This is a genomic window from Nonomuraea sp. B208, from assembly GCF_057536035.1.
Map to the genome: position 1 here is coordinate 369515 of NZ_BAAJOU010000025.1, position 24708 is coordinate 394222.

Genomic DNA, 24708 nt, shown 5'->3' on the forward strand with positions numbered 1-24708 from the left:
CGCTAGTACGCCCCTTCTCCACGGGTGACGACGGACCAGGTCTTCCACAGGATCTGCAGGTCGAGGATGAGCGACCAGTTCTCGACATAACGCAGGTCGAGCCGTACGGACTCCTCCCACGTCAGGTCGGAACGGCCGCTGACCTGCCAGAGCCCGGTCATACCCGGCTTGACGACGAGGCGGCGGCGCACGTCGGTGCCGTACTCGGCGACCTCGCGCGGCAGCGGCGGGCGCGGGCCGACGAGCGACATCTCCCCGCGCAGGACATTGAGGAGCTGGGGCAGCTCGTCGAGGGAGTACTTCCGGAGAAAAGCGCCCACGGCGGTGATCCTTGGATCGTTCCGCATCTTGAACAGCACGCCGTCGAAGTCGTTCGCGCCGAGCAGCGTGTCCTTCAGCCGCTCGGCGTCCACGACCATCGTCCGGAACTTCACCAGGCGGAACTCCGCGCCGCCCTTGCCCACCCGCGTCTGGTGGAAGAACGCCGGGCCGGGGCTGGTGAGGCGGATCAGCAGCGCGATGCCGAGCAGCGGCAGGGCGAGCAGCAGCAGCGCGAGCGCCGCCACCAGCCGGTCGAAGACGGTCTTGACGAGCTGCTTGGTGCCGTCGAACTCGGGGTGCTCCACGTGCAGCAGCGGCATCCCCGCGACCGGCCTGATGCTGATGCGCGGCCCCGCCACGTCGAGCAGCGCCGGCGCGACGAACAGGTCCGTACGCGCGGTCTCCAGGCTCCACGCGAGCCGGCGCAGCGCCGCGCCGTCCAGCTCCGGGCAGGCCAGCACGGCCACGGCGTCGGCGCGCTCCCGCTCGGCCACCCGCGCCACGTCCCCGAACGTGCCGAGCACCGGCACGCCGTCGAGGTCGGCGTCGAGGTCGTGGTCGGGCGGCAGGCAGGCTCCCACGACCCGCATGCCGTGGTACGGCTGCCGCCTGAACTGGATGACCAGATCGATGATCGACTCGCGGTGCCCGACCGCGATGACCTGGCGCATGTAGTCGCCGACGGCCCGTTTGCGGTGCAGGCGTTTGCGCATGCGGAAGCGGAAGCCCAGCGTGGCGGCGAGGGCCAGCGGCAGCATCGCCATCACGAAGCTGCGGGCGATCACGGTCTGCGTGGCGTAGGCCATGATGGCGACGGTGGCCATCAGCCCGACGCCGCCGTTGAAGACGGACTTGAACTCCTCGGTGCCCTCGCCGTTGGCGCGCTGGCGGTAGGCGCCGCCCATCGCGAGCGCGAGGGGCCAGCCGGCGACCAGGCCGAACCCGAGCAGATACTCCACCCAGGGGACGAACGCCCCGCCCAGCAGCCGTGCGCCCAGCACGCAGACGCAGGCGAGCAGCGCGCACGTCGTGTCCCCGTACAGCAGCAGCCGCAGGTACGCCCGGGTCCAGATGCTGGACGCGCGGCGTGGCGCGGCTTTGAGGAGCACGACAGCGGACTCCCCGGTCCCCACCCTCATAACACCACCCTGTGAACTTCGTGCTCCCTGATAACCTGACGCACCAATCACCACATGGGTTGACAAAACCCCCTCTTAAGGGCGGCGGCCCCCACTAAAGATTAAAGATCGGCTCCGACATGGGGAATGGCATCAAACGTCCACAATCGGACGTTTGATGGGGACGCCGAGGGGTTGACGGAACGCTCCATTTGGTGCAGCGGTCCACAAGAGGGATTTAGGAGGTTTACGGCTACATTTCGGCAGATGGCCGGTTTAGTGAGCGCGCTAGTCGTATTCGAGGTCGGGCAGCGCCGACGGCGGATCCGGGCTGCGCCACACCACCACGACCCCGTCGCGTGCGGAGTCGGCCGCGAGCGTCAGCCGGTCGAGGTCGAAATCCGGCAAATAGCGCAGGCGGGCGAGAAACGTCGCATCCGTGGCGGAGCGGGGCACGACACAACCCTCGCCGTCGCGATCGAGCAAAACGAAAAGGACGTCCTCACCGGGCTCGGTGACGACACGAACCTCGACGACGTCCTCCCACGCGAGGGCCTCGACGCTCCCGTCCGCGTAGTGACGGGTGACGCCCTCTTCCGTGACATACACGTAAGAGTCCGGCATCGGATTGCCGTGCATGGCCGCGATTCTTGCGAGTTCCATGGCCGTCCCGCAAGGGTTCGCGCGCATTGGCGCATGGAGCGATTTCCCGGCGTCAGGCGCCGCCGCCCCAGGAGTGGCTGAGGTGCGCGGCCACCGCCGCCCTCGCCTCCTCGGCGGTGCCGCCGGCGATGGCGTCCAGCAGGGCTTGGTGCTCGCGGACGAGCACGTCCCGGTCCTCGTACACCTCGCGCAGGCGGACCAGCCCGAGCCGGGTCTCGGCCGCCAGCACGCCGTAGAGCCGTTCGAGCCGCGGGCTGCCGACGGCCTCGATCAGCGCCTCGTGCAGCGCCATGTGCTCGGCCACGCTCTCCGACCAGAGCGCCTCGGCGGGCAGCGCCGCCATCCGCCGCAGCGCGGCCTCCGCCGCGGGCACCCGCCGGCCGGCCATCGCCCGCGCCATCAGGTCCTCCAGCGGGCGGCGTACGTACATGAGGTCGTCGAGGTCCGCGAGCGTCACCTCGGGGACGTAGGCGCTGCGGTTGCGCTCCCGTCTTAGCAGCCCCTCGTGCACCAGGACGGCCAGCGCCTCGCGGACGGTGGGCCGCGCGACCCCGTAGGAGGCGGCCAGTTCCTGCTCGGGGAGCGGGGTGCCGGGCGCGATCTCACCCGAGAGCACCCTGCTGCGCAGGGCGTCGGCGAGCGCCCCCACGGTGGAGACGGGTTTGAGGGGCATCGTCACGCCTGCGACTCTAACGCTCCCCCACGCCTGGGGCTCCCACTTCCGCCGGTACGCGGACCTCGGGCCGCGCCGCCCTCTCGGGGATCGCCACCGCGGCCAGGCTGAACGCGAGCAGCACGAGCCCGGCGACCGACACCGGCGCGAGGCGCTCGCCGAGCACCACCACCCCGAGCAGCGCGGCCACGGCGGGCTCGGCGAGGGCGAGTGTGGCCGCCGTGGCGACCGGCGTGCTGCGCAGCCCCCGCCCGTACAGGAAGTAGGACAGCGCCGTCGTCCCCAGGCCCAGGTAGAGCACCGCGAGCAGGCCGCGCGGCTCCCAGCCGACGCCGCCGTGGACGACGAGCACCGGCAGCATGATGAGCGCCGCACCGCCGAACATGACGCCCATGACCGCGTTCGACTCGCCGCCGTCGCCGATGGCGCGGGCCGCCATGACCGCGTAGAAGGCGTAGAGCAGGCCGCCGAGCAGCGCGAACAGCACCCCGGACACCACCTGCCCGGAGGCCGGCCCGCCCGCCGAGACTCCTCCGCCCACTATCAGGGCCGCGCAGCCGCAGATCGCCGCGGCCGTGGCCGTCGCCCAGCGGCGGCTCGGCCGCCGCCTGTGCAGCAGCCAGGACAGCAGCCCCGTGAAGACGGGCCCGCTGCCGATCGCCACCACGGTGCCGATCGCGACGCCCGTCCGCGCCACGGCGGCGAAGAAACAGAGCTGGTACGCCGCCACCGCCACGGCCCCGAGCAGCAGCCCCGGGCTCAGCACCCGCCGCATCCCGGACCCGGCCATCAGGGCCAGGGCCGCGCCGCCGACGACGAGCCTGGCGGCGGCGAGCGCGACGCTGTCGGCCGAGACGAGCAGGCCCGCGGTGCCCGCCGTCCCCCAGAGCACGGCGGCGGCGACCACGGCGAAAGGTCCGTTCCTCATGTCCTACATTGTCAGACAATCAGACAATGAAGTCCAATGAATCATGGAACGAGGTTCAGGCGATCTCCTCCAACAGCCGGTCGATCGTGCGGTTCGCGGCCTCGGCGACGTCGCCCGCGTAGTCGTCGAGCGCGTCGAGCGCGGCCCCGACGTCGGGCAGGGTCTTGCGCGGCAGGTCGAGCAGCGTCTCGCTGTCGGCGGTGATCGAGCCATCGGAGGTCATCGAGCCATCGGCGGTGATCGAGCCCTCGACGTGGAAGACGTCGCCGTCGGCTGCTACGGAGACCTCGAAGCGCACCTCGCGGCCGTCGGGCAGCACGAAGGCGATGCCGACGCGGACGCCGGCGGGCGGGAAGAAGGTGGAGATGTGCTCGTGCCGGACGAAGGGGTGCCGTAAGTCGGCGAAGATCTCCACCGTCCGGCTCAGCGCCGCCAGGAGGCCGGCCGCGGCCAGACTCTCGCTGTCCACCAGAAAAGGGTAGATCAGCAGCCCCTTCCCCCGCGACCGGCGGAGATCACCCGGACTGCACCCGTTGCCCGATGGGGTGGGTCGCCAGGAAGTCGGCCACCATCTGCTGGGACGCGGTCAGGCACCACGCCTCGGTCACGAGCTCGAACAGCTCGTCGGCGTCGATGCGGTCGAGATGCACGACCACCCACCCGAAACGCCCCGCGGTGAACTGCACCTCGAACACCTCGGGCCGCTCGGCCACCAGCGCGAGCTGCTCCTCGACGGTGGCCTTGAGCCCGACCGTCTCGGTCTTCTCCCACAGGTAGCCGAAGCCCTTGTCGCGCACCTTGACGCCGATCCACTCGCCGCCGTGGCTCAACTTGACCCCGGGCAGCTCGTCCAGCATCTGCAGGAACTCATCGACGCTCACAGCCATGCCGCCTGTCTACCAGAGCCCGCCGACAACTCCGGCGGCCGGCGAACCGGGGCGGCTCAACCGGGCCTCAACAGACCCTCAACATGATCGCTCCTACCTTCCTCTCGTGATCTCACGGGCCTTCCGAAGGAAAGGAGAACAACGGATGCGATCCCTCAAGACGCTGGTGGTGGCGATCCTGACCACCATCGGGATTCTCGCGGTCCCCGCCCTCGCCCAGGCCGCCCCGGCCGGCCCCGCCCTACGCGCCGCGGCGGCGCAGTCGACGTTCGGGCACACCACCGCCTCGGTGGAGACCGTCGCCCTGACGGCGGCCGTCCAGGGCAAGCCCAACCCTTGCAAGAGGTTCAAGAGCAACTTGAAGAAGTGGCTGATCTGCCAGGGCATCATGAAGGCCGGCGGCATGTGGCTGTGGAACCAGCTCGAAAAGATCGCGAAGAAGGGCTGGAACCACTTCAGGAACCACCCGACGGTCAAGAGGTACGTCGGCAAGCACGCACGGGGTCTCTATTGCATGCTCACGCTGAAGTGCTGACAGTCGACCGAGCGGGTCCACCTGAGTGACCCTCCCCGTGGGACGGTGGCCCCGGATCGAGAGGGTTTCCCCGCCTGCCTCCCCGGCCCGCGCAGGGCCGGGGAGGCTCTCCCCGTTGTCGGAGTCCGGCGGGCGAGATCGGGTGCCGGTCATATCCGGCCCGAAATTCCCGCTTGCCGGAGCGGGTCCAGGCGCCGCCGGTCCTGCTGACCAGCGCGATCAGGTCGAAAAGGTTCACTCGTAATATCGGACCTCGATGACATTGCCGTCGGGGTCGGCGAAATAAATCGTCTCGGGCGCGATTCCGCGCGCGCCGAACGAGTTCGTTCCGGTCCCGGTGACCTCGACCTCGTTCTGTTTGAGCCGCACCTGGAGCGCGTCGAAATCATCGCGATTCACGGCCAGGCAGAAGTGGTTGAGCGGGTGCCCCGCCGTGCCCCGCACCCCGGTGCCCTCGTCCACGCCTCTGGCGCTCTCGTACGGCATGAGGTCGAGGATCGTCTCGGACGCGACCCGGACGCTCGGGAACCCCGCCCTGCCTTCTCGGAACTCCTCGGCCCGGACCCCGGGCAATCCGACCACCCGCTCGTAGAAGCGCAGCGAGGCGGCCGGGTCGGCGACCCAGCAGACGAGATGGTCCAGGCGTGCCTCCATGAATGAACCTCCTTGCTCCCAATATCGTCTTCCTTATTCACCCTGTCCACCTGCGCGGCGTGAAAATGGCGGCTTAACACGGCGTTCACGGGAATGACGAAGAAAATTGCCACGGAAGCCGCCCGATGAAGCAAATACTGGCGGCCGTGAACACACGTCGATATGTCCTGACCAATATGGCCGCCTATTTCCAGCCAGATGTGGCTCTCGAAAGTTTCGGTCGGGCGGCGGTCGTCCTCTGCCTGCCCGCTGACCTCAGTATGGACGAGGAAACTTTCATCGACCAGTCCCAGAACCGGCCAGGCCGGCCTCGTGCGTTCCGAAATATTTCAGACAATCATTGACACATTTCGTACCGCTTCCCACACTGACCATCGGTCCACCCAGAAGGAGAGCACGGTGGTCATCTACTCGGGTCGCTCCAGGCTCCGCCCGGCGGTCGCCGTGCTGGCGGGTTCACCGACACCGGCGCCTCGGCCATGACCGGCTGGACGGTCACCTTCACCCTGCCCGCCGGCCACACCCTGACCGGCTGGTGGAACGGCGCCGTCACCGTCTCCGGCCGGACCGTCACGGTGCGGAACGCCGCCCACAACGGCGCCCTCGCCCCAGGGGCCGCCACCATTTCGGCTTCCAGACCACCCGGCCGAACGGCGACACCGCCCATCCCTCCGGCTACACCTGCTCCTGACCCCCGCCTGCCCTGTCACCGGGAATGCCAAGGCTTCTCCCGGTGATAGAGCAAGCATGACGACTATCGCTTTCATCGGCAGCGGACACATCGGCGGCACCGTCGCCCGGCTCGCCGTCGCGGCCGGATACGACGTGGTGCTCAGCAATTCACGCGGCCCCGAGACGTTGGGCGACCTCGTCGGGGAGCTCGGCCCGAAGGCGCGGGCGGCCACGGCGGCCGAGGCCGCGGCGGCCGGCGACCTGGTGGTGGTGAGCATCCCGCTGAAGGCGTACCGCGAGGTGCCGGTGGAGCCGCTCGCCGGCAAGACCGTCCTCGACACCAACAACTACTACCCGGAGCGCGACGGGCACTTCCCCGAGCTCGACGACGACTCGACCACGTCGAGCGAGCTGCTCCAGCGGCACCTGCCGGAGTCGCGGGTGGTCAAGGTCTTCAACAACATCTTCTTCCGGCACCTCGGGGCGCTGGCCCGGCCCGCCGGGGCCGCCGACCGCAGCGCCCTGGCGATCGCCGGCGACGACGCGGCGGCCAAGGAGGAGGCGGCCGCGTTCCTCGACGCGATCGGCTACGACGCCGTGGACGCGGGGGCCCTGGCGGAGGGCCGGCGGTTCCAGCCGGGCACCCCCGTCTACGGCGGCCCGTACGCGGGTGACGCCGCCGACTTCTGGGAGTCGCCCGGCGTGCCGGCCTCCGCCGAGACCATCCGATCCGGCCTCGCCGCCGCCGGCCGCTGAGACCCCAGCAGCCCGTACGATGGCGCGATGACCATTCAGGTGATCGTTCTCAACGGCGGCTCCAGCTCGGGCAAGACCACGATCGCGCGGTCCCTTCAGACGGTCCTGCCGGACCCGTGGCTCTTCTTCTCGGTCGACACCATGGTCGAGGCGCTGCCCCCCGCCCTGCGGGACTCCGACGCGGGCGTCTCTTTCGCCCCCGACGGCAGCGTGGTCGTCGGACCGGAGTTCAAGATCATCGACGGCGCGTGGACGGCGGGCATCGCCGCGATGGCCCGCGCGGGCGCCCGGGTCGTCGTGGACGACGTGTTCATCGGCGGCCCGGACTCCCAGGAGCGGTGGCGGCAGGCCCTCGCCGGGCTCGGCGTGCTGTTCGTCGGCGTACGCTGCGACCCGGCGGTCGCCGCGGCCCGCGAGGCGGCCCGCGGCGACCGCCCTGCGGGCATGGCCGCGTCCCAGGCGACGACGGTCCACGAGGGCGTGTCGTACGACCTGGAGATCGACACCTCTCTGATGGACCCGCTGGACTGCGCCCGAGCCGTCGCCGCCCACCTCGCGTGACCTGGCAGGACCTGCTCAGAGCTGCTGGGTGAGGTTGATCAGGTTCCCGTCCGGATCGGTGATGTGGGCGACCCGGTGGCCCCACGGCATGTCGTTGGCCGGACCCCGCACCTTCCCGCCGGCCGGCTCCACCAGCGGCAGCAGCTTGTCGACGTCGGGCACGAACACCGCCACGATGACCCGGCCCGGCGGAACCTCGACCCCCGGCATGTAGGCGAGCAGCCCCAGACGGACGTCGCCGAAGCGGAGCTCCACGGAGAACGGCCCGTCGTCGCCCGGCACCCGCATGTGCTCCTCCGCGCCGAACAGCTCGGCGTAGAAGGACTTCGACCGCTCAAGGTCGGCGGTGCACAGGATGGGCTGGATGGCGTACGTGCTCGGCTGAGTACTCATGCCCTCTTAGACCGACTTCCGCCCCGAAAATCATCGCTCTGCTCGCGGGTCAGCACCCCGCCCGCAGTACCCATTAATTGAACGCTTCGTACCAAATATCGCGGTGGTGGCAGGGTAAAGAAGTCGCACTGAGGAGTGCGCCAGTGGTCACCCAACCAGCGAATGTGCGATCATCGCACCATGAGCACCCTGGATTGGGCCGACATCGGGGCGCGAGTTCGTGAGTCTCGACTGGCCATGCGGTTCTCCCAGGAGCAGCTGGCCGAGCTGACCGGTCTCGACAGGACCATGATCAGCAAGATCGAGGCCGGCACAAGGCGTCTCGACGCTCTGGAACTCGTACGACTGGCCCGAGCACTCGACCTTCCATTGGGTCATTTCCTCAACGCGCCTCCAATCGTGATGTCCCACCGTCCGCCTCTCACTGAGGACACGGCGTCATCTGCCGCACAGGTGTCCTATCGCATGGATGCCGCTCTCGCGGCCTGGATTCGGGAGATCCGGCTCCTGGTTTCTCTCGGGACACTGGAACTCATCCCCATCAAGCGATACAGCGGCAGGGTCGACGGACCGACGGCAGCTGCAAATGCGGCCCGGTGGCTGAGAGCTGAGCTGAATTTGGGACTCGCGCCCATCGAATCGCTCGCCGGCCTTTGCGAACGGTGTGGTCAGTTCGTCCTGGTGACCGATCTCTCAGGAGAAGGCGCTTCGGCGACAGATGGTGACGTGGCTGCCGCTGTCGTCTCCATAAGCGGTGATCCCGGACGGCGGCGAACCACTGCCGCCCACGAACTCGGACACCTGATCCTGGGCGATGAATACTCCACCGATCTGGGAGTAGGCACCTCCCGCGAAGCTCGTGAAGCCGTGATAGACGCCTTCGCCGCTGAGCTTCTCTTGCCAGTTGAGGCTATCCGGTCTGCTGCGGCATCGACGACCCTCACCAGAGCGGGGTTGGTCCGTCTGGCAGCGGAGTACCGGACGTCCTGGAGTCTCGCACTCCGACAGGCAAGAGTCGCCGATGCCATCAACCAGAACGAAGAGAAGGACCTGCGGATCTGTCCACCGACCTTCGCAGAGTTCAGGGATTCCCTGGGCTGGACGCCACAGCCGGATTTGGCCGAGATCCGCGTACCTCCGGCCTTCGCCCATGCGGTGATGACGGCGTACAAGAACGGTCGGATCACCAGTCATCGCGCTCTGGAACTCATGCACGGACAACTCAAAAGCGAGACGGACCTGCCTCCGACAGCTGAGACGGATGAGTGCCCGTGATCGAACCGAAGCCTGCCGGCCCTCTGCCTCCGCTCGTGACCGACACCATGGTGCTCCTTCACTTCGCCAAGGCCGACCGGCTCGATGTTCTAGGAGCATGCGTCACGGAAATGTCCACGACTCTTATCGTTGTCGACGAGCTGGGCAAATACTCGGACGAGTGTCCTTTGTTGCGCCGCCTCACGGAACTTGAATGGCTGCAAATCCAACCTCAGGATTCGGTCGAAGAGCTCATCGCCTTCGAGACGTGGAGCCAACTGCTCGGCACCAGCGACGATTACGACAAGGGAGAAGCCAGCATCTTCGCCGCGGCCCAGGTACATGGGTTGGTCGCACTCACGGATGACCGAGACGCGACGAAGGTCGGCCGGGCGAACGGACTCGAGATCCACGGCACCATATGGTTGCTGACCCGGCTGCACAGACTCGGGAAAATGACTCTGGCCGAGATTTGCAGCCACGTGGACGACCTACGCGCCTCCGGAATGCGCCTTCCCTGCACAGGACCTGAGCTCCCCGGCTGGGCCAGAGACCGCAAACTTCTCTAGGCCGTCCCTTCGACCGATCATCCGCAAATTGACCGCGGCTTCCTCCAACCGGGTGAGTCGCCGATCACCGGTGACGCAGGTAGCGCCCGCCCAGCACCCCGTACCAGATCATGACCGGCAGGTGGAGTGCGTACCCGAGCTGCTCCAGCGCCGCCGTCGGCCCGCCCGTCCCGGTCGTCCACGGAAGGACGACCGCGGCCGCGCCCGAGAGCGCGGCGGCCGCACCGGCGACGCGGAGTCCGGCCGGCATCGGGAGGCCGGCCGCCGCCGCGGCGGTGGCGGCGACCCACAGCAGTCCGGCCAGGTTGACCGCCCATTTGGCGGTGAGCAGCACCGCCCAGGCCACGGTGGCGACCGCCGGGGCGGTGGGGCGGGCGGCCAGCTGGGTCAGCGCCAGGTTCCCCGCGTCGTGAAGCAGACCGGCCAGCCCGGCGGCGGCCAGCAGCCCGCCGGCCAGCGTCACCAGGTGCGGTTCCGGTGCCCGGGCGGAGCGGGCGGACATCACGAGCCCGGCCGCGGTCAGCGCCAGCCAGCCCAGTACGTCGAAGGCCAGCTCGGTCAGGTGCAGCCCGGGCTGCTCGCCCACGGCGGCCAGCGCGGCGCCGGGGTCGGCCGAATTCAGGGTCAACCCCGATGGCACCACGATGGCCGCACCGGCGATCATGGCGACCAACGAGGTCAACAGCAGGACACCGGTGAGCCGGTTCCGAGGGTTCGCATCGGTCATGGACGGTGACGGTAGGACCTTGCCGCAGGGACAAAGTCAACCTGCCGCGGAGAGGAGCCAGGGATGTGGCGGATCGGGCAACTGGCGCGCATGGTCGGCGTGTCCGAACGAACCCTGCGCCACTACGACAAGATCGGACTCCTGCCGCCCGCCGCCGTAGACGGATCCACCGGCTACCGCCGCTATGGCGTGGCCGAGCTGTCGCGATTGGAACGCATCCGCGGCCTGCAGCGCCTCGGCCTGCCGTTACGCCAGATCGCCGACCTGCTGGACGCGCCCGAGGCGCAGCTGCGACAGGCCCTGGCCGAGATCGTGACGAACATCAGGCACGACATCGCCGCCCTCACCGCCGCCGCGGCTCATGCCGAGGACCGCCTGACCACGCCGATGTCGATCCTGCCCCAGGAAACCACGCTGGGCTCGCGCCGCCTGCGCGTACGCCGCGTGCGTCTCGACCACCCGTCCGAGCTGGCCGCGCTGTGCCCGGCGCCGCCGGCGACCCTGCTGACCTGGCTGCGCGGGGAGCCGACCGGCGGGTTCACGGCGGCGGTGAGCACCGATCGCGACGGCGGCGAGCAGCTCACCCTGCCCGCGCGCGCCGCCGTACGGGCCGTCGTCCCGCCCTCGACGGACGTGGTCCGGGCCGGGCGGGACCTGTTCGGCTGGCTGCGCCGCCACCACCTCGCCATCACCGGCCCTACGGTGGAAGAACATCTCGTCGACGCCGACGGCGCCCACGCCGTGGTCCTTGAGGTATCCGTACGTCGGCGCTCACCGTCCTGAGCGCTCTGGCCCGAACGCCTCCTCGACGGACCCGCGCTCAGTCAGCACCCGGGCGGACGATCATCAGGACGACGACGGCGGCCCAGAGCAGGTTGTAGATCCCGGCGAGCATGGACAGCCTGCGCAGAGACCCGGCGTCGCCAGGCTCGGCCAGCGCGGCCCGCTGCCGGGGGTAGATCTGCAGGGCGAGCAGACCGCCCGCGGCGGCGGTCAGGAGCATCGAGACATTGACCCAGATCTCGCCCATCCGTCCCTGGACCAGGGCCAGCACGACGCCGACGACGGGTACGACGATGCCGAAGAGGCTGTAGCCGCGGGTGATGCGGTGCATCGCCAGAGCCACGGCCCGATTGCGGTCCGGCTCGACCTGAGGCGACGCGGCCTCAGGCACGCCTCCGGCGGGAACTCCGGCCGCGATGGGCGCGTAACGGGGGAACAGACTGGCCGCGACGGCCGAACCCCCGACGAACACGATGCCCGCCAGCACGTGCACCGACAACAAAAGCGCTTCCACAAGCTCTCCTCCCCGACCTTCAGGCAGCCTGAAGCCTACCGCATCCTTCAGGCTCCTTGAAGGTCGTGCGGGCAGCCTCGGGCCAGGCCTGGATTCGGACCAGGGGCGGGCCGCGACCGGCCCAGGAATCAGGCGGGGTCGCCGCCGGAGAAGGCGGCGCGGGCGGCGTCGGCGATCTGCCGCTGGATCGGGTCCGCGTCCGGGCCGAACAGCCGCTCGTCGACACCGCTCACCGCCTCCTTCGCCGCGTTGAGGAGCCGCGCGCCCTCCGGTGTCACCTCGATCGCGGACGCCGAGCCGGCCCGGGCGGTGTTGTCGCGCACCAGCCCGGCTCCGGCCAGCGTCTTGACGGCCGCGTGAACGCTCTGAACCGTGGTCCCGGACATGCGCGCCAGATCGCTGAACGAGACGCCCGGCACACCGGCGATGTGTCCGAGCAGCCCCAGCCTGCTCACCGTGAGGTCGAGCGGGGAGAGCGCGGCATTGAGCTCGGTCTCGATCCGGCGGGCCAGCGTGAGCAGGATGATGGAAGGGCTGCTCACGGGCGCGTCGGGACGGTCGTCGGTCACCTGCCCAGTCTCCCGTACGCCCGCCCCGCCCCGCGAGCTCTGGGAAGGCCGACGAGTCCTCAGGACTCGACAAGTGTGGCTGGAGTACCGACGAACGCCACCTACTCGGGACCGGTCACCACGGGCTCATCCCGGTGCGCAGGTAGTAGGTGACGACGCTCAGGATGCGTTCCCGCTCGCGGTCGCCGTTGTCCTCGCGGAGATGGGTCTCTCCGGCGGCCTCGACGGTCTCTCGCGCGACCTCGGCGAGGTCGGCGCCGGGCCGCAGCGCGTAGATCAGCGCCTGCACGGCCCGTTCCTTCAGCAGCAGGCGGCCGTGCTCGGTGTCGTGCCCCGGGCTCGCGCCGGGAACGCCGCGGGCTTCGGCGCGGTACCGGTCGCGCAGGCGGAAGAGGCGGGTGCGGGTCTCCTGGGCCGTGTCGCCGCGGTCGCCGGCGGCGATGAAGCGCATGGCCTCCTCGATCGACGGGCCCTCCAGGCCGGTGGTGGCGACGGCCAGTTCGGCGGCGACAAGGATGATCTCCGGCAGCTGGGCGGGGGTCGGGTCGGCGGCGATCGCCCCGATGCGCGGATCGCGGTCGGCGACCGCCCGCATGTCCGCGTCCAGCAGGTCCGCGGGCGTCACGGGGCGGGGCGGGAGCGGGTGCAACTGGACGCACAGGTGTTCCCGCCACAGCCAGGAGCCGTCCACGCGCGCGCCGGACAGCTCCTCCCCGACGGCCAGCGCCGCGCCGAACCAGTGCCGCCGCCACTGCTCCTCCGACACCGGGAGCCCGGCCAGCCAGTCACGGCCGGACGCGGGGGCGACGCCTGCCAGGTCGCCGGGCTCGAAGGTGGCGACCAACTCACCCCTGGCCACGTAGGTGACGCTCGCCAGGCCGTTCACGGTCCACCCCACGCTGTAGGCCTCGCCGCCGGCCGCCAGGTCGCGCAGCGTCCGCAGGCTCATGCCCCGCGCGTTGAAGAGCTCCATTGCGACCGTCCACGCTCCGTGCCGAGCGGCCAGCATGATGCCGTCGGCGTCCTCGGCCAGGTCGTCGTAGGCTTCGCCTTCGGCGTCCTCCCAGGTGGCGGGATGGGCGGTGGCCGGGTCGCCGCCGAAACCACGTACCAGGCCGGCGAACGCCTCGTCGGACGTACCGGTTCTGATCCAGGTCAGGCAGCCGTGATCGGGGAACAGGTGCTGGGCGCGTTCGTAGGCGCTGAGTGAAACGTCCATGGTGGCTTCCAGTTCGGGGAGCCTGCGGTTTCCTGACTAGCTCTCCTCCGGATAGATCCACACACGCTGACCGTCGGTGCTGTTGATGACGGTTCTTCCAGCGAGGGATCGCTTCAGGGTGAACTTCACCGGATGCCGGTAGCCGATCAGGTTGGTGAAGACGGGCTCCTCCCAGGGCCATTGCCGGGGGCAGTCCTTCTCCACCAGGACCCCGATGGCCACTTGTGAGGAGGACTCGTCCAGTTCCGTGTCCGTCACCCTCTCACAAAGCCTCGAGGATCCCTCGGGAGCGCCGAATATCAAATCAACCGTCAACGTACGCTCGTCCGCCGACAGCTTCGCGCTGCCAATGTCCTCCCAGGAGGAGGTCGCACAACCGGACAGTGTCAAGGCGGCGCACACCAGAACGAGGAAAGCCTTGCCGGGGGGCATGGGAAAACCCTAGTTGAGGCCCCGCCCACGTACGACGACCTGCCCCACACGGCCTCACAGGAGGTCTCCCCAAAAGGGAACCAGCGGTGGCGCGATCCAGTCTTCGCTTATCGACCGGTCTGTTCCGCTGAACTCGGTCGTGATGTAGTCCGCCAGATCGGTGCCATAGAAGATGATGTCCGTTTGGTAGACCGACAACACCGGATGCCCGTACGTACCGCGGCCTGCGGGCAGATACCGGTGTCCGTAGACCGGGATGAGGGTCGGCACAAGGTGCAGTCGGTTGCGCGCCGCAGCGAGCGCCGCTGTCAGGTCATCGGGTCGGTCGCCCCAGGTGCCATGCCAGAAGGCGCTGTGCTCGACATCGAACAGAATCCCCTCGACGGGCCAGGTGAGTTGGTCGCGTAGGCGGTCAGGGTCACCGCCGCGCCAGTCCGGCCATGGGTGTTCCCAAGTGGCCCCGGGTTGTGGTTCCTCCCTCACGGGCAGTCCGGCTGCGAGGAACGCCCTGTGATCATCAGCGAACTCGAAGCCGAAGTCGCGCTCGACGCGGTCGAACTCCGCCTCGCTCAATCCCGGCTCGATCTCACAGCAGCCCAGTTCGGCCAATCTGTGTGCGGCCCGCATGCCCAGGAGCTCCCCGTCTCGGCTGATCACGATCGCAGCCTAGCGACAGCACCTCGGCTGGGCTCCCTGTGAAGCAGCGGCTCACCGGAACCAACGGGACCCCTGGGCAGGCCTCACGGACGCAGGCTCCGCTCACAGGGGTCTCCGAGACGCCCGGCCCCCGCCGGAAGGTCACCGCAGGAGGCGGGAGCCGGTGGCCGTCAGGCCGACCGCCTGCAGGGCGGCGCCCGCGACCTCGAACCACTCGCTGCCCACCACCAGTCCGGTCACGTGGAGCGGAGGCCAGGCGAGGACCGCGGCCGTCCAGAGCGGGACCCTGCGGCTGCGGAGGAGGGCCAGGCCGAGCAGCAGCGTGCCGACCAGGTTGCCCAGCACGAAGAGGAGGAACACCCACAGCGTCGAGGCGTCGCTCTGGCTGTTGTCGAGGACGATCGCGTAGTCCTGGACGGGGCCGCCGTGCTCGGCCATGGCGACGTCGGTGATCCCGCTGAGGGCGATCCCGAAGCAGCAGATGTATCCAGCGGCCGTCAGCACCGCGCCGACGAAGCCGAGTCCCGGACTCCGGTCCGCCACGAGCCGCTTGACGCCGAGAGCCGCCGGGACCATGAGCATGCTCGCCAGCATCGCGGCGACGGTGGCGAGGCGGTACAGGCCGGGGTGGGCCGCGGCCAGGGCCAGCGTCTCCGCGCCGCTGCTGTCGCTTCCGCCGGACCGGCGACCCTCTTGCGTCGCTCAGCGCGCGGGAGCGCGAGGTGCTGGCGCTGATGGCGGAGGGCCGTACGAACGTCGGCATCGCCCGGCGCCTCTGGCTGACCGACCGGACGGTGGAGACCCATGTCAGCTCGATCCTCGCCAAGCTCGGCCTGGCGAACTCGGAGGAGGACCACCGCCGCGTCCCGGCCGTCCTCCTCTACCTCAACCGACCCTGAACGCGTACTATCGTGACTGCTATGGAAAACCTCCCCTCGCCCAGGGACCCTCAGCCGTCACACCTCCGCGCCTCGGACAGCAACCGGGAGCAGATCGCCGCCGTGCTCGGCGAAGCCATGAGCACCGGCCAGCTGAGCCACGAGGAGTACTCCGAACGCCTGGACAAGGTCTACCTGGCCAAGACCATGGGAGAGCTCCAGCTCCTCACCCATGACCTCCAGGCCGACCAGCGCCACCCGGTGGCCCCCAGCCTGGTCTCCAACCCGCCGGCCACGGAGTCCGCGCCCGAGAACGTCATCGCCGTCTTCGGCGGCAGCGAGCGCAAGGGTCGCTGGCGCGTACGGCGCCGGACCACGGGGCTGGCCCTCTTCGGTGGCGTGCGGCTCGACCTGACCGATGCCGAGTTCGAGGCGAGGGAGATCGAGATCAGAATCAACGCGATCTTCGGCGGGGCCGAGATCATCGTGCCCGAGGGGATGGAGGTGCGCAGCGAGGGCATCGGGATCTTCGGCGGCTTCGACGTACACGGCAGCGCGGACGTCGATCCGTCGGTGCCGGTGCTGGTGGTGAAGGGCCTGGCACTGTTCGGCGGGGTGAGCAGCAAGCCACGCCACCGGCGCAAGCGCTGATCAGCCTGCCCGCCAGAGGGCGACGTGGGAGACCTCGAAGGCGTCCTCCTCCTCCGAGGTCACCGAGCCCACGGCGTAGACCTGGCTCGTACCGGGCCGCCGGGCCAGAGAGCTGACCTTCGCCGCGTACCCCGCCGGCGCGGGCACCCGGTGCCGGGTCCAGCGCCCGTCGGACAGATGCCAGAGCAGGTCGCCCCGGCCGAGCACCCACAGGCCGCCCCTGCCATCGGGCTCCGCCTGGCCGAACCTGGTCATCCGCCCAGCAGGACGCCCCGCGCTCGACCCCAGCGGACCCCAGTGGCAGGTCCACGACCTCCCGTTCCAGTGCAGAGCCACCGGGCGGCCCCTTTCCAGCGGCTCGCCCTCGTCGTCGTACTCGTGCTCCATCAGCCACGAGACCCCGCCCACGACCCAGACGTCATCGGGACCGATCACGGCGACGTCCCGGAGCACGCTGCCCGACACCTCGTGGTCCGGCGTCTCGAGCACGGGCACCCCGATCAGGCGCCACCCCGCCTGCTCCCAGCGCATCGCCACCGGCTGCCCGCTGTGCTCCCCGGTCACCGCCCAGACCTGCTCACCCTCCGCGCCGAGCGCGCCCGCCTGAGCGGGCAGCTGATGGCGCCCTGATGCAGATCGTTCGGCCTCCGATTCCACCACCATCGGTCCCCGTTCCCCTCCGCGAGGGCCGCCAGTACCGCGCAAGCTCAGCGGTACGGATCATTTGGCGATCGTCGGGAGTGAGACTCCCGGCCAGAGCCTCCGCCTCACTCTCACTACGCGCGCTGTGAGGCGCGGTCATCAGGCTCAGGCTACGGGAGCACGCGGGTTGATCCGCACCTCCAGATCGGCGTCCAGAGCCTTGGCCAGTCGCTCGAGGACCGGCAGCGTCGGCACGGTGCCTCCTCCTTCAAAACGAGCCACTGCCGACTGCGTCATGTCAGCCGCGCGAGCCAGCTCACTCTGGCTCCACCCGCGAGATTCCCGCATCTGTCGTACTGCCCTACCGAGTTCGAAGGCGAGACGAGCCGCATCGTAAGCCTCGGCCGCCCCGGGCTCGGACAGTCGTCGGTCACGGAGATCAGCCCAATCGGTCCGCTCGGTCATCGCCACTTCTCGATCTTCCCTCATTCGCGTTTTGTGGAAAACCGTCAGGAGGATGATCCGCCGATCCGAAGTGATCCAGTAGCTGACTCGCATTGTCAGGTCATCAAGGTAGAACCGCAGCTCGCGCAGCTTGCCATCGAGCTGTCGCGTGTACGCTTCTCCCAGTAACGGGCCTTCCGCTGCCAGCAGATCTATGGAGAAGGCCGCCCGCGCGAACGACTCCGCCGACAGCTTCTCCAGCCACTCCCGAACTTCCGGTTCCAGTTCCACGCTACCCAGACCATAGCAACGATGCTATGGCCAAGAGAACTCCCCGATCAGGCGATCGCCAGAATTCGACCACGCAAAGCGATTCCTCAACTACCCTTCGCCACTCCGGTGAGCAGAAGGGACGACAGGTCGATGAGGAAGATCGCGCTGGGCCCGCGCCAGGCGTGACTCGAGCTTTCGCCAGCGCAGCCCTACCCCGCCACAGTGTGCCCAAGGAACCTGCAACCGGGGAGCGGCCTTCGGGATAGAGGGGGTACAGCAAGCACCTTGGACCCGGAGGACCCGATCATGAAGCGACACACCGCCCCGTGGCTACGGCCAGAGTGGTGAGTCGGCCTACGGAGAAGCTCGGCGATGCGGAACTTGTCGCCGCCTCTTCGGAAGATCCTGAGGCATTCGGCGAACTGTTCCACCGTCACGCCCCGCGGCTTCACGCCTACATCAAACGCCGCCTCGGACGCACTCTCGCCGATGACATCGTGGCAGAAGCGTTCGCCACCGCGTTCCGGCAGCGGGGACGGTTCGACGGGCGATCAGAATTCGCCGCGTGGCTATGGGGCATCGCCAGCAATCTGATCGCCAAGCACCATCGGCAGGAAACCCGTATGTTCAGGGCGTTCGCCCGAACAGGCGTGGACCCGGCCGAGGACGGCATCGCCGAGCTGGTCAGCGATCGTATGACCGCCGCGGCGCAGGGCCTTCATCTGGCGAAGGCCCTCGCCGCACTGAGCTCCCAGGATCGCAGCGCCATTCTGTTGCTGGCCTGGGGCCAGCTGTCGTACGCCGAGATCGCGGCGATTCTGGATCTGCCCCTCGGCACCGTCAAGGCCAAAATTCACCGGGCTCGGACGAAACTCCGCAAAGCCCTCCCGGGGGAGAACAACGATGGATGAACTCGACGCACTCCGGCAGATGCGGACGACGCTGGCCCAGGAGGAGGCCCCGGACCAGCTCGCCCTGCGTGCCAACTGGCGCTCTGATCCTCCCCGACGTTCCCGCCGCAGCTTCAGAGTTCCGATGATGAGCATGATGGCGACGACCGCACTGGTCGCGGCGACCCTGGCCACCGTCTCTCTGACGTCGGACCGGGACCAGCCGGTCCGTCTCGGCGAGAACGGAAGCCCTCAGGCCCCGGGCAACGCCCTGCTGGTGGCCGCCGCCAACGTTCAGGAAGGGCCGACCGGCAAGTACTGGCACACCACCCGTATCGCCGGGAAGATCTACGCGGTCGGCGAGAACGCGGCGGACCACTACAAGGTCGAGTCGAGGATGCAGTACGACGACTGGACCGATCAGCGCGGCAAGTCATGCTTCGCCGTCCAGAACTTGCCTGCCCGCCCGTGGACCGCCCGCGACAGGCAGAAATGGCGGAAAGCGGGAGCTCCCATGAAGGTGCAGGTGGCGACCGCGGACGGGCCGGGCACCCTGTTCTTCGAAACTCCGAAAAGCAGGCAACCGTGCCGCAGGGTGGACGATCGACGATTCTTCGGCATGACACCGCAACAGCTGGCCGCGCTGCCGACCCAGCCCGAACAGTTGGAGAACGCGCTGCTGGATCTCAAAGGCAATTGGGAAGCGTACGCTCCGGTCGTCACGAGGCAGCCGATGCGGGCCCTGCACGGTGAGAAGCGCGTCCGAGCGCTGAGTGATGTGGCCGGCACCTTGCTGGCCGAGGCGCTCGTCCCGCCGGCAGTACGGGCGGCCGCGTTCCGGATGCTCGCCACCCTGCCCGGCGTCAAGGTCGAGAGCAGGACGACCGACCCGTTGGGCCGTCCTGGAGTGGTGATTGCCCTGCCGTTGGAGACGACCGTCCCCCTCGGCCTCTTCACCGCACCCAAGCAGCTCGGTACCTACCGACGCCAGTGGATCATCGACCCTGACAACGGAACACTGCTGGCCATGCGCGATCTCGTGGCGACGCCGCCGCACGGCTCCCGCGATCTCCCCCCGGGAGACGACGGCAAGCCCCGCCGCCTGACGACCGAGAGTCAGCCAGACCGTTTTCACGAGCCAGGCGAGGTGTCGGAGTACGAAACTTATGAGGTCGCCGAATGGACCGACGAGGCGCCGAGCTGAAATATCCGGAGGTCTCACAGTCCGCAGCTCGCTCAGGCCTTGCGGAGCCCGGCGAACTGCAGGCCGGTGAAACCCGCCACCACTGCCGCCTGGACGACCACGAAGGCCGTGCCCAGACCGGTCAGCGGGTACCATCCGGCGATCAGCATCTCCGCGCTGGCCGCCACCCAGGCCACGTTGACCACCATCACCGCGATCACCGCCGCCCTGTTCACCACCGGACGCGCCGCAAGGTGGAGGAGGGTCGCGGCGAAGGCGACCAGGAACGCGCCGGCCGGCACGAGGAACCCGGCGGGCAGGCCGAACATCGAGCCGAAGATCGCTGCGACCGCCAGGAAGACGAGGCCGTTGGCGCCCGACCCGATGGCGTCCTGCTTGAGCGCGAACCGCAGCAGCTTGGCCCCGGCGTTGGAGTCGGCGGCAGTAGTGGGCGCGGTGGCGTGAGCGGCCATGATCAGATCCTTTCGTGCGGGACGCTGTCGTCCCTGTGCCGACGAAATTACGCAGGCCGACGCCGCGCCGAATCTGTCATCGTGACGGTAGTGTCCGGTCACGCTCCCCCGCTCGCACTGCCAGGCCGGAGCTATGTCCGCGTTCCGCTAGATTTCGGCCATGCTGTACGGGCGGGCTGCGGAGCAGGCTCAGGTGGATCGGCTGCTGGCGAACGCGCGTTCCGGGCGCAGTGGCGCATTGGTGGTACGCGGCCAGCCGGGCATCGGGAAGACCGCGTTGCTCGGCCACCTGACGGAGCGGGCCGCGGGGGCGCGGGTGCTCCACGGGGTCGGCATCGAGTCCGAGGCGGAGCTGCCGTACGCCGCCCTGCATCTGCTCCTGCGTTCCGAGCTTCACCGGATCGACGCGCTGCCCGAGGCACAGGCGGCGGCGCTGCAGGGCGCGCTGGGGCTGGGCGCGGCGGCTCCGGAGAACCGGTTCCTCGTCGGGCTGGCCGTGCTCAGCCTGCTGGCCGAGGTCGCGGGCGACGGGGCGCTGCTCTGCCTGGTCGACGATGCGCAGTGGTTCGATCGGGCGTCCATCGACGCGCTGGTGTTCGTGGCGCGGCGGCTGGACGCGGAAGGCATCGCGCTGGTGTTCGCGGGCAGGGAGGAGTTCCATCCACAGGGGCTGCCCGAGCTGTGGCTGGACGGTGTGGACCGCGACGCCGCCGTCGCGCTGCTGGCCGAGTCGGCCAGGGATCTGGCGCCGAAGGTGCGTGACCGCGTCCTGGACGAGGCGGGCGGCAATCCCCTCGCGCTCATCGAGCTGCCGTCCGCGCTCACCTCGGAGCAGCGGGCCGGGCAGCTGAACCCGTTCACCACCATTCCGGTCGCCAACCGGGTGCAGCAGGCCTTCCAGCAGCAGATCAGGACGCTGCCCGACAGGGCGCAGGCCCTGCTCGCGGTGCTCGCCGCCGACGACACAGGCGATCTTGGCATCGTGCTGCGCGCCGCGGAGTCCTTCTCCGCCGGGGTGGCGGATCTGGAAGCGGCCGAGCAGGCCAAGCTGGTCACGGTGAACGGGGCCGTGGTGGCCTTCCGGCACCCGCTCATCAGGGCCGCCGCCTACCAGAACCTGCCGCTGACGTCGCGGCTGGCCGTACGGCGTGCGCTCGCCGAGGTGCTCGATGGCGGCGAGCACGCCGACCGCAGGGCCTGGCATCTGGCCGCGGCGACGACCACGCCTGACGAGGACGTGGCGCGCGAGCTTGAGCTGGCGGCGGAGCGGGCGCGCACCCGTTCCGGCTTCGCGGCCATGGCCGCGGCCTACGAACGGGCCGCCGAACTCACCCCCGACACCGCCAAGCGGTCGGTACGGCTGGCCGCCGCGGCCGTGGCGGCCAGCGACGCGGGCCAGCCGACCCGCGCGGGCTCGCTGGCCGACCGGGCCAGCGAGGAGATCCAGGATCCGCTGGCCCTCGCTCACCTGATCCAGGTGCGCGCCCATCGGGAGTTCGAGCAGGGCAGCCAGGCCGCGGCCGGCGAGCTCATCATCGCCGGCGCGGAGCGGGTCGCCAGGCTGGACGCCGAGCGCGCGGCCTACCTGATCGTGGAGGCGGTGCGCTGCGGATGGTACGCCGGTGACCCGGGCCTGGCGGAGCAGGCGGCAGGACTGCTCAGGGCCCTGCCCGAGATCGGCTCTCCGCTGGTGAGCGGCGCGCTCGGGCTGGCCGCGCTGGTCAACGGCGACCTGAAGAATGCGGTCACGCTCATGCAGGAGCTGGTGCTCGCTCCGGATCTGTCCGCGCTCCAGGTGCCAGGCATGCTCTTCATGGCCCAGCTGTGCGCGCCCGTCGGGCGCTACGGTCAGGGCGAGGCCGCCGCGGCGCGCGTCGAGGCCGAGTGCAGGGCCCACGACATGGGCGGCTGGCTGACCACCGCCGTGGAGACCCGGCTGCAGGCGCAGATGCTGCTCGGCAGGTATCGCGAGGCGGCGACCAGGCTGGAGGAGATCATCCCCGTGACCGGCGATCTGGGGCAGCGGAACGGAGCGGTCGCGCTCACCGCGCTGCTCGCCCTGGCGCACGGCGAGCTGGGCGACGAGCAGGGTTGCCGGACGGCGGCCGCGGCCGTCTTCGAACAGGCGGAAATGCGCGGGCTCCGCACGGCCGAGGCGGTCGCGGTGGCCGGGCTCGGGCGGCTGGAGCTCGCGCTGGGCCGTCCGAAGGCGTCGCTGGGGATCCTGGAGAGGATTTCGGCCGCCAACGCGCCGGTGTCCGTCTTCGTCGCCCCTGACCGGATCGAGGCCGCCGTCAAGGCCAGGGAGCCCGAGCGGGCGCGCGAGCCCCTGGCGTACTACCTGAACTGGGCGGCCGGCGTCGGCGTGCCGTCCGCCGACGCGGTCGTCCTGCGCTGCCGCGCCCTCGTCGAGAACGACGAGGACCTGTACGAGGAGGCCCTGCGGGCGCACGAGCAGGGCGAGCAACCACACGAGCAGGCCCGCACCCGGCTGCTCTACGGCGAGTGGCTACGGCGGGCGCGCAAGCGGGCCGCCGCCCGCGCCCAGCTGCGCGCCGCCCTGGAGACCTTCGACCGGCTCGGCATGATGCTGTGGGCCGAGCGCGCCCGCGCCGAGCTACGCGCCACCGGCGACGTCCCCGCGGCCCCGCGCCAGGCGGACGATCCGCTCAGCGTCCTCACCACGCAGGAGAGGCAGGTGGTACGGCTGGCCGCCGCGGGCGCGTCCAACCGCGACATCGCGGCCCAGCTGTACCTCAGCCCACGCACCGTCGGCTACCACCTCTACAAGGCCTTCCCCAAGCTGGGGATCTCCTCGCGGGTGGAGCTGGCCGCGATCGCTACCTGAGCCTGCCGTACAGCTCGGCGATCTTGGCTTCGTCGGCGACGAGCGGCAGCTGGTCGAAGGTCAGGGCCCAGTCGTTCGAGATGTCACCGTTGTCGCCGACCCGCTCGATGATGCCGAAGCTGACCAGGTCGGTCTGACCCTTGGGCAGGAGCGTTCCGTACCATTCCAGGTACGTCGCGCCGTCGACCTTGACGGCCTGACCCGGCTGCAGCTGGACATCGCTGACCTGATCGAAGAACCTCTTCAGGTAGGCGAGCTTGCCCTGCTTGGTGCGCAGCGTGCCACCGTTCAGGCCAGGGGCGGACAGCGGCGCGCCGGTGAGCCGGTCCACCAGGGCCTCCGCGTTCTCGTTGTTCCATGCCTCGGCACGGGCGACGAGCTCATCGGGGCCGAGGACCGGCTTACGGCCCTGGTCGGGGGCGCTGCCGTCGGCGACGCCGGCGAACAGGTCGGGCAACCCGGGGTCGAGCGGCTTGAACCAGGTGTGCCGGTCGTAGTAGCGACGGCCCTGGTCGACCTTGCCACCGTCGGTCAGCTGGACCCGGTAGACCGCAGGATAGGTGACCTCGTGTCCCTTGATCGTGGCCTCGTTGTGCGCTTCGAACATGACGGCGGGACCGTTCACGGCGATGCGCGTGCCACGGAAGCGGAAGTCGGGGACCAGGCTGAGCGATCCGCTCATCGACTTTCTGATGGCCTCCTCACCTTGGATCAGCGGCGCGCTCGCCTTCGCCGGCTCCCACAGCGTCGCGTCCTTGGCCCAGATCTCGGCGTAGGCATCCACCCGGTCGGGGGTGGTGACCTTGCCGAACTTGATCTGCCGCTTGATGAAAGTGCAGGCGTTGGGCGAGACCCAGCCGCTGATGGAGGTGACCTCCGGCCGCGCCTCCGCGCAGCCCGCCGCTTTGTCCCAGCTTTCCTCCGTCGCCTGCGCCGGCCCCGTGATCGTGCATAGCGCCAGCACCGCCCCGACTGCGAGGCCCATCCCCGCAACCCGCGTCGCCTTCATGACCTGCCCCTTTCGATGTTCTTTCAGGTGCCACCGAAATTAGGCCGATCCTCTTCACGGCAAATCTGTCAACGTGACGGTAGCCAGACGCACCGCACCAGGTAGGTCATGGAAGCGCCATCGGTCCGACTGTCTTCGCCCTTACGGAAGCCGGTCCTCGCGCGTCATCCCGACGGCGGAGATCAGTCGGTCTGCGAGCCAATCGGGAACCGGTCCTCTGGCAGCTGCTCTCTCTACCCGAATGTGATCAGCCGGCGCACCGAGGCGCTCGATCACCTGGCCGAGCTGGACGATCCCTGGACGGCCTGTACCCGCTTCGCGGACCCTCGCCGTGGCCTCGTTACGCCTCCACAGCGCCTGCAACGACCTCCCACCAGCCGAATTCGGGATACTTCCCGAAAACACTCAGCGTGCATGCCGGCAATCCCGCACGGGACATCGCCGTCCGCTGAATTTTTTTCCCCGGAAAAGCCTCCGGGCATCGAGCAGGAAACCATCTAAATACGGACCCCCAATGAGATATCGCTCTCAC

Annotated in this window: 30 protein-coding genes and 2 pseudogenes; 13 read left to right on the forward strand and 19 right to left on the reverse strand. The window is 69.4% G+C overall.

What is annotated here, in order from left to right; all coding sequences use genetic code 11:
* Nucleotides 1-2: 2 nt before the first annotated feature.
* The 6 genes from AC27IY_RS29875 to AC27IY_RS29900 all read right to left on the reverse strand — a co-directional run bounded on the left by AC27IY_RS29875 (nt 3) and on the right by AC27IY_RS29900 (nt 4560).
* Nucleotides 3-1460 (reverse strand): sugar transferase, encoded by a 1458-nt coding sequence (locus AC27IY_RS29875; protein WP_344208214.1) that lies wholly within the window; start codon nt 1458-1460, stop codon nt 3-5.
* A gap of 267 nt (nt 1461-1727) precedes the next feature.
* Nucleotides 1728-2078 (reverse strand): hypothetical protein, encoded by a 351-nt coding sequence (locus AC27IY_RS29880; protein WP_364459163.1) that lies wholly within the window; start codon nt 2076-2078, stop codon nt 1728-1730.
* Between the two features lie 76 nt (nt 2079-2154).
* Nucleotides 2155-2775 (reverse strand): GntR family transcriptional regulator, encoded by a 621-nt coding sequence (locus tag AC27IY_RS29885; protein ID WP_344209077.1) that lies wholly within the window; start codon nt 2773-2775, stop codon nt 2155-2157.
* A 16-nt stretch (nt 2776-2791) separates the two neighbouring features.
* Nucleotides 2792-3703: a DMT family transporter gene (locus AC27IY_RS29890; RefSeq protein WP_344208217.1), complete on the reverse strand. Its 912-nt coding sequence runs from the start codon at nt 3701-3703 to the stop codon at nt 2792-2794.
* A 55-nt stretch (nt 3704-3758) separates the two neighbouring features.
* Entirely contained in the window at nt 3759-4172 is a 414-nt protein-coding gene (locus tag AC27IY_RS29895; protein WP_487179941.1) for a hypothetical protein, read from the reverse strand.
* 46 nt (nt 4173-4218) lie between these two features.
* The gene (locus AC27IY_RS29900) at nt 4219-4560 is read right to left on the reverse strand and encodes an MmcQ/YjbR family DNA-binding protein (protein ID WP_371251551.1); all 342 of its coding nucleotides are present in this window, start codon (nt 4558-4560) and stop codon (nt 4219-4221) included.
* Nucleotides 4561-4735: 175 nt separating this feature from the next.
* On the opposite strand from AC27IY_RS29900, the gene AC27IY_RS29905 reads away from it, so the two are divergent.
* Nucleotides 4736-5125 (forward strand): hypothetical protein, encoded by a 390-nt coding sequence (locus AC27IY_RS29905; protein WP_449946967.1) that lies wholly within the window; start codon nt 4736-4738, stop codon nt 5123-5125.
* Between the two features lie 234 nt (nt 5126-5359).
* Here AC27IY_RS29905 and AC27IY_RS29910 read toward each other — a convergent pair whose 3' ends face one another.
* Nucleotides 5360-5779 (reverse strand): VOC family protein, encoded by a 420-nt coding sequence (locus AC27IY_RS29910; RefSeq protein WP_344208221.1) that lies wholly within the window; start codon nt 5777-5779, stop codon nt 5360-5362.
* Nucleotides 5780-5904: 125 nt separating this feature from the next.
* Between AC27IY_RS29910 and AC27IY_RS29915 the strand changes: the two genes are divergently transcribed.
* From AC27IY_RS29915 to cpt, 4 genes are all read left to right on the forward strand, one after another.
* The gene (locus tag AC27IY_RS29915) at nt 5905-6123 is read left to right on the forward strand and encodes a hypothetical protein (RefSeq protein ID WP_487179942.1); all 219 of its coding nucleotides are present in this window, start codon (nt 5905-5907) and stop codon (nt 6121-6123) included.
* A 135-nt stretch (nt 6124-6258) separates the two neighbouring features.
* Entirely contained in the window at nt 6259-6516 is a 258-nt protein-coding gene (locus AC27IY_RS29920) for a cellulose binding domain-containing protein (protein WP_487179943.1), read from the forward strand.
* A 10-nt stretch (nt 6517-6526) separates the two neighbouring features.
* Nucleotides 6527-7207: an NADPH-dependent F420 reductase gene (locus AC27IY_RS29925; RefSeq protein WP_344208222.1), complete on the forward strand. Its 681-nt coding sequence runs from the start codon at nt 6527-6529 to the stop codon at nt 7205-7207.
* Nucleotides 7208-7234: 27 nt separating this feature from the next.
* A complete protein-coding gene (gene cpt, locus AC27IY_RS29930; protein ID WP_364459129.1) occupies nt 7235-7768 on the forward strand; it encodes a chloramphenicol phosphotransferase CPT in 534 nt (177 codons plus the stop codon).
* A 15-nt stretch (nt 7769-7783) separates the two neighbouring features.
* Here cpt and AC27IY_RS29935 read toward each other — a convergent pair whose 3' ends face one another.
* Nucleotides 7784-8161, reverse strand: a complete 378-nt coding sequence (locus tag AC27IY_RS29935) for a VOC family protein (RefSeq protein WP_449946971.1) — start codon at nt 8159-8161, stop codon at nt 7784-7786.
* Nucleotides 8162-8341: 180 nt separating this feature from the next.
* Here AC27IY_RS29935 and AC27IY_RS29940 point away from each other — a divergent pair, with 180 nt between their 5' ends.
* Together AC27IY_RS29940 and AC27IY_RS29945 are read left to right on the forward strand one after the other, a co-directional pair.
* Nucleotides 8342-9436 carry a helix-turn-helix domain-containing protein gene (locus tag AC27IY_RS29940; protein ID WP_423451292.1) on the forward strand — a complete coding sequence of 365 codons (1095 nt, stop codon included), beginning with the start codon at nt 8342-8344 and terminating at the stop codon, nt 9434-9436.
* Nucleotides 9433-9984, forward strand: coding sequence for a PIN domain-containing protein (locus AC27IY_RS29945; RefSeq protein WP_423451293.1), 552 nt, complete (start codon nt 9433-9435; stop codon nt 9982-9984). The genes AC27IY_RS29940 and AC27IY_RS29945 overlap by 4 nt, the downstream gene beginning before the upstream one ends.
* Before the next feature lie 64 nt (nt 9985-10048).
* Here the strand turns inward: AC27IY_RS29945 and AC27IY_RS29950 are convergent, their stop codons facing one another.
* Nucleotides 10049-10711 carry a hypothetical protein gene (locus tag AC27IY_RS29950; RefSeq protein ID WP_449946974.1) on the reverse strand — a complete coding sequence of 221 codons (663 nt, stop codon included), beginning with the start codon at nt 10709-10711 and terminating at the stop codon, nt 10049-10051.
* A gap of 63 nt (nt 10712-10774) precedes the next feature.
* Here AC27IY_RS29950 and AC27IY_RS29955 point away from each other — a divergent pair, with 63 nt between their 5' ends.
* Entirely contained in the window at nt 10775-11494 is a 720-nt protein-coding gene (locus tag AC27IY_RS29955; RefSeq protein ID WP_449946976.1) for a MerR family transcriptional regulator, read from the forward strand.
* Between the two features lie 37 nt (nt 11495-11531).
* Here the strand turns inward: AC27IY_RS29955 and AC27IY_RS29960 are convergent, their stop codons facing one another.
* From AC27IY_RS29960 to AC27IY_RS29985, 6 genes and pseudogenes are all read right to left on the reverse strand, one after another.
* Complete coding sequence (locus tag AC27IY_RS29960; protein WP_423451296.1) at nt 11532-12008, reverse strand: hypothetical protein; 477 nt, start codon at nt 12006-12008, stop codon at nt 11532-11534.
* Between the two features lie 128 nt (nt 12009-12136).
* Nucleotides 12137-12577 (reverse strand): MarR family winged helix-turn-helix transcriptional regulator, encoded by a 441-nt coding sequence (locus AC27IY_RS29965; RefSeq protein WP_449946978.1) that lies wholly within the window; start codon nt 12575-12577, stop codon nt 12137-12139.
* A gap of 115 nt (nt 12578-12692) precedes the next feature.
* A complete protein-coding gene (locus tag AC27IY_RS29970) occupies nt 12693-13796 on the reverse strand; it encodes a hypothetical protein (protein WP_487179944.1) in 1104 nt (367 codons plus the stop codon).
* A gap of 36 nt (nt 13797-13832) precedes the next feature.
* Nucleotides 13833-14228: a hypothetical protein gene (locus AC27IY_RS29975; RefSeq protein ID WP_371251369.1), complete on the reverse strand. Its 396-nt coding sequence runs from the start codon at nt 14226-14228 to the stop codon at nt 13833-13835.
* Between the two features lie 54 nt (nt 14229-14282).
* Nucleotides 14283-14885, reverse strand: coding sequence for a hypothetical protein (locus AC27IY_RS29980; protein WP_487179945.1), 603 nt, complete (start codon nt 14883-14885; stop codon nt 14283-14285).
* 141 nt (nt 14886-15026) lie between these two features.
* Nucleotides 15027-15536: pseudogene (locus tag AC27IY_RS29985) on the reverse strand (hypothetical protein); the annotation flags it as partial.
* A gap of 59 nt (nt 15537-15595) precedes the next feature.
* Here AC27IY_RS29985 and AC27IY_RS29990 point away from each other — a divergent pair.
* Together AC27IY_RS29990 and AC27IY_RS29995 are read left to right on the forward strand one after the other, a co-directional pair.
* A pseudogene (locus AC27IY_RS29990) lies at nt 15596-15784 on the forward strand (response regulator transcription factor); the annotation flags it as partial.
* Between the two features lie 21 nt (nt 15785-15805).
* Nucleotides 15806-16414, forward strand: a complete 609-nt coding sequence (locus AC27IY_RS29995) for a DUF1707 SHOCT-like domain-containing protein (protein WP_487179946.1) — start codon at nt 15806-15808, stop codon at nt 16412-16414.
* Here AC27IY_RS29995 and AC27IY_RS30000 read toward each other — a convergent pair whose 3' ends face one another.
* Nucleotides 16415-17077 carry a hypothetical protein gene (locus AC27IY_RS30000; protein ID WP_487179947.1) on the reverse strand — a complete coding sequence of 221 codons (663 nt, stop codon included), beginning with the start codon at nt 17075-17077 and terminating at the stop codon, nt 16415-16417.
* A 144-nt stretch (nt 17078-17221) separates the two neighbouring features.
* On the reverse strand, nt 17222-17791 hold the full coding sequence (locus tag AC27IY_RS30005) for a helix-turn-helix domain-containing protein (protein WP_487179948.1): 570 nt from the start codon (nt 17789-17791) through the stop codon (nt 17222-17224).
* Between the two features lie 326 nt (nt 17792-18117).
* On the opposite strand from AC27IY_RS30005, the gene AC27IY_RS30010 reads away from it, so the two are divergent.
* A complete protein-coding gene (locus tag AC27IY_RS30010) occupies nt 18118-18684 on the forward strand; it encodes an RNA polymerase sigma factor (RefSeq protein WP_487179949.1) in 567 nt (188 codons plus the stop codon).
* Complete coding sequence (locus AC27IY_RS30015) at nt 18677-19867, forward strand: CU044_5270 family protein (RefSeq protein WP_487179950.1); 1191 nt, start codon at nt 18677-18679, stop codon at nt 19865-19867. Before AC27IY_RS30010 ends, AC27IY_RS30015 begins: the two co-directional genes overlap by 8 nt.
* A 32-nt stretch (nt 19868-19899) precedes the next feature.
* Here AC27IY_RS30015 and AC27IY_RS30020 read toward each other — a convergent pair whose 3' ends face one another.
* Nucleotides 19900-20319, reverse strand: coding sequence for a hypothetical protein (locus AC27IY_RS30020; RefSeq protein WP_487179951.1), 420 nt, complete (start codon nt 20317-20319; stop codon nt 19900-19902).
* Nucleotides 20320-20479: 160 nt separating this feature from the next.
* On the opposite strand from AC27IY_RS30020, the gene AC27IY_RS30025 reads away from it, so the two are divergent.
* Nucleotides 20480-23167, forward strand: coding sequence for an AAA family ATPase (locus AC27IY_RS30025; protein ID WP_487179952.1), 2688 nt, complete (start codon nt 20480-20482; stop codon nt 23165-23167).
* Here AC27IY_RS30025 and AC27IY_RS30030 read toward each other — a convergent pair.
* Nucleotides 23160-24176: a nuclear transport factor 2 family protein gene (locus AC27IY_RS30030; protein WP_487179953.1), complete on the reverse strand. Its 1017-nt coding sequence runs from the start codon at nt 24174-24176 to the stop codon at nt 23160-23162. The two genes, AC27IY_RS30025 and AC27IY_RS30030, sit on opposite strands and share 8 nt — an antisense overlap.
* Nucleotides 24177-24708 lie beyond the last annotated feature (532 nt).

Coding starts and splice junctions, on each gene's coding strand:
- AC27IY_RS29890 (WP_344208217.1), bottom strand. CDS start 3,703: ATGAGGAACGGACCTTTCGCCGTGGTCGCCGCCGCCGTGCTCTGGGGG.
- AC27IY_RS29950 (WP_449946974.1), bottom strand. CDS start 10,711: ATGACCGATGCGAACCCTCGGAACCGGCTCACCGGTGTCCTGCTGTTG.
- AC27IY_RS29995 (WP_487179946.1), top strand. CDS start 15,806: ATGGAAAACCTCCCCTCGCCCAGGGACCCTCAGCCGTCACACCTCCGC.
- AC27IY_RS29910 (WP_344208221.1), bottom strand. CDS start 5,779: ATGGAGGCACGCCTGGACCATCTCGTCTGCTGGGTCGCCGACCCGGCC.
- AC27IY_RS29920 (WP_487179943.1), top strand. CDS start 6,259: ATGACCGGCTGGACGGTCACCTTCACCCTGCCCGCCGGCCACACCCTG.
- AC27IY_RS30020 (WP_487179951.1), bottom strand. CDS start 20,319: ATGGCCGCTCACGCCACCGCGCCCACTACTGCCGCCGACTCCAACGCC.
- AC27IY_RS30000 (WP_487179947.1), bottom strand. CDS start 17,077: ATGGTGGTGGAATCGGAGGCCGAACGATCTGCATCAGGGCGCCATCAG.
- AC27IY_RS30030 (WP_487179953.1), bottom strand. CDS start 24,176: ATGAAGGCGACGCGGGTTGCGGGGATGGGCCTCGCAGTCGGGGCGGTG.
- AC27IY_RS29925 (WP_344208222.1), top strand. CDS start 6,527: ATGACGACTATCGCTTTCATCGGCAGCGGACACATCGGCGGCACCGTC.
- AC27IY_RS29935 (WP_449946971.1), bottom strand. CDS start 8,161: ATGAGTACTCAGCCGAGCACGTACGCCATCCAGCCCATCCTGTGCACC.
- cpt (WP_364459129.1), top strand. CDS start 7,235: ATGACCATTCAGGTGATCGTTCTCAACGGCGGCTCCAGCTCGGGCAAG.
- AC27IY_RS29885 (WP_344209077.1), bottom strand. CDS start 2,775: ATGCCCCTCAAACCCGTCTCCACCGTGGGGGCGCTCGCCGACGCCCTG.
- AC27IY_RS29905 (WP_449946967.1), top strand. CDS start 4,736: ATGCGATCCCTCAAGACGCTGGTGGTGGCGATCCTGACCACCATCGGG.
- AC27IY_RS29975 (WP_371251369.1), bottom strand. CDS start 14,228: ATGCCCCCCGGCAAGGCTTTCCTCGTTCTGGTGTGCGCCGCCTTGACA.
- AC27IY_RS29955 (WP_449946976.1), top strand. CDS start 10,775: ATGTGGCGGATCGGGCAACTGGCGCGCATGGTCGGCGTGTCCGAACGA.
- AC27IY_RS29880 (WP_364459163.1), bottom strand. CDS start 2,078: ATGCACGGCAATCCGATGCCGGACTCTTACGTGTATGTCACGGAAGAG.
- AC27IY_RS29915 (WP_487179942.1), top strand. CDS start 5,905: ATGAAGCAAATACTGGCGGCCGTGAACACACGTCGATATGTCCTGACC.
- AC27IY_RS29970 (WP_487179944.1), bottom strand. CDS start 13,796: ATGGACGTTTCACTCAGCGCCTACGAACGCGCCCAGCACCTGTTCCCC.
- AC27IY_RS29900 (WP_371251551.1), bottom strand. CDS start 4,560: ATGCTGGACGAGCTGCCCGGGGTCAAGTTGAGCCACGGCGGCGAGTGG.
- AC27IY_RS29875 (WP_344208214.1), bottom strand. CDS start 1,460: ATGAGGGTGGGGACCGGGGAGTCCGCTGTCGTGCTCCTCAAAGCCGCG.
- AC27IY_RS30025 (WP_487179952.1), top strand. CDS start 20,480: ATGCTGTACGGGCGGGCTGCGGAGCAGGCTCAGGTGGATCGGCTGCTG.
- AC27IY_RS29940 (WP_423451292.1), top strand. CDS start 8,342: ATGAGCACCCTGGATTGGGCCGACATCGGGGCGCGAGTTCGTGAGTCT.
- AC27IY_RS30015 (WP_487179950.1), top strand. CDS start 18,677: ATGGATGAACTCGACGCACTCCGGCAGATGCGGACGACGCTGGCCCAG.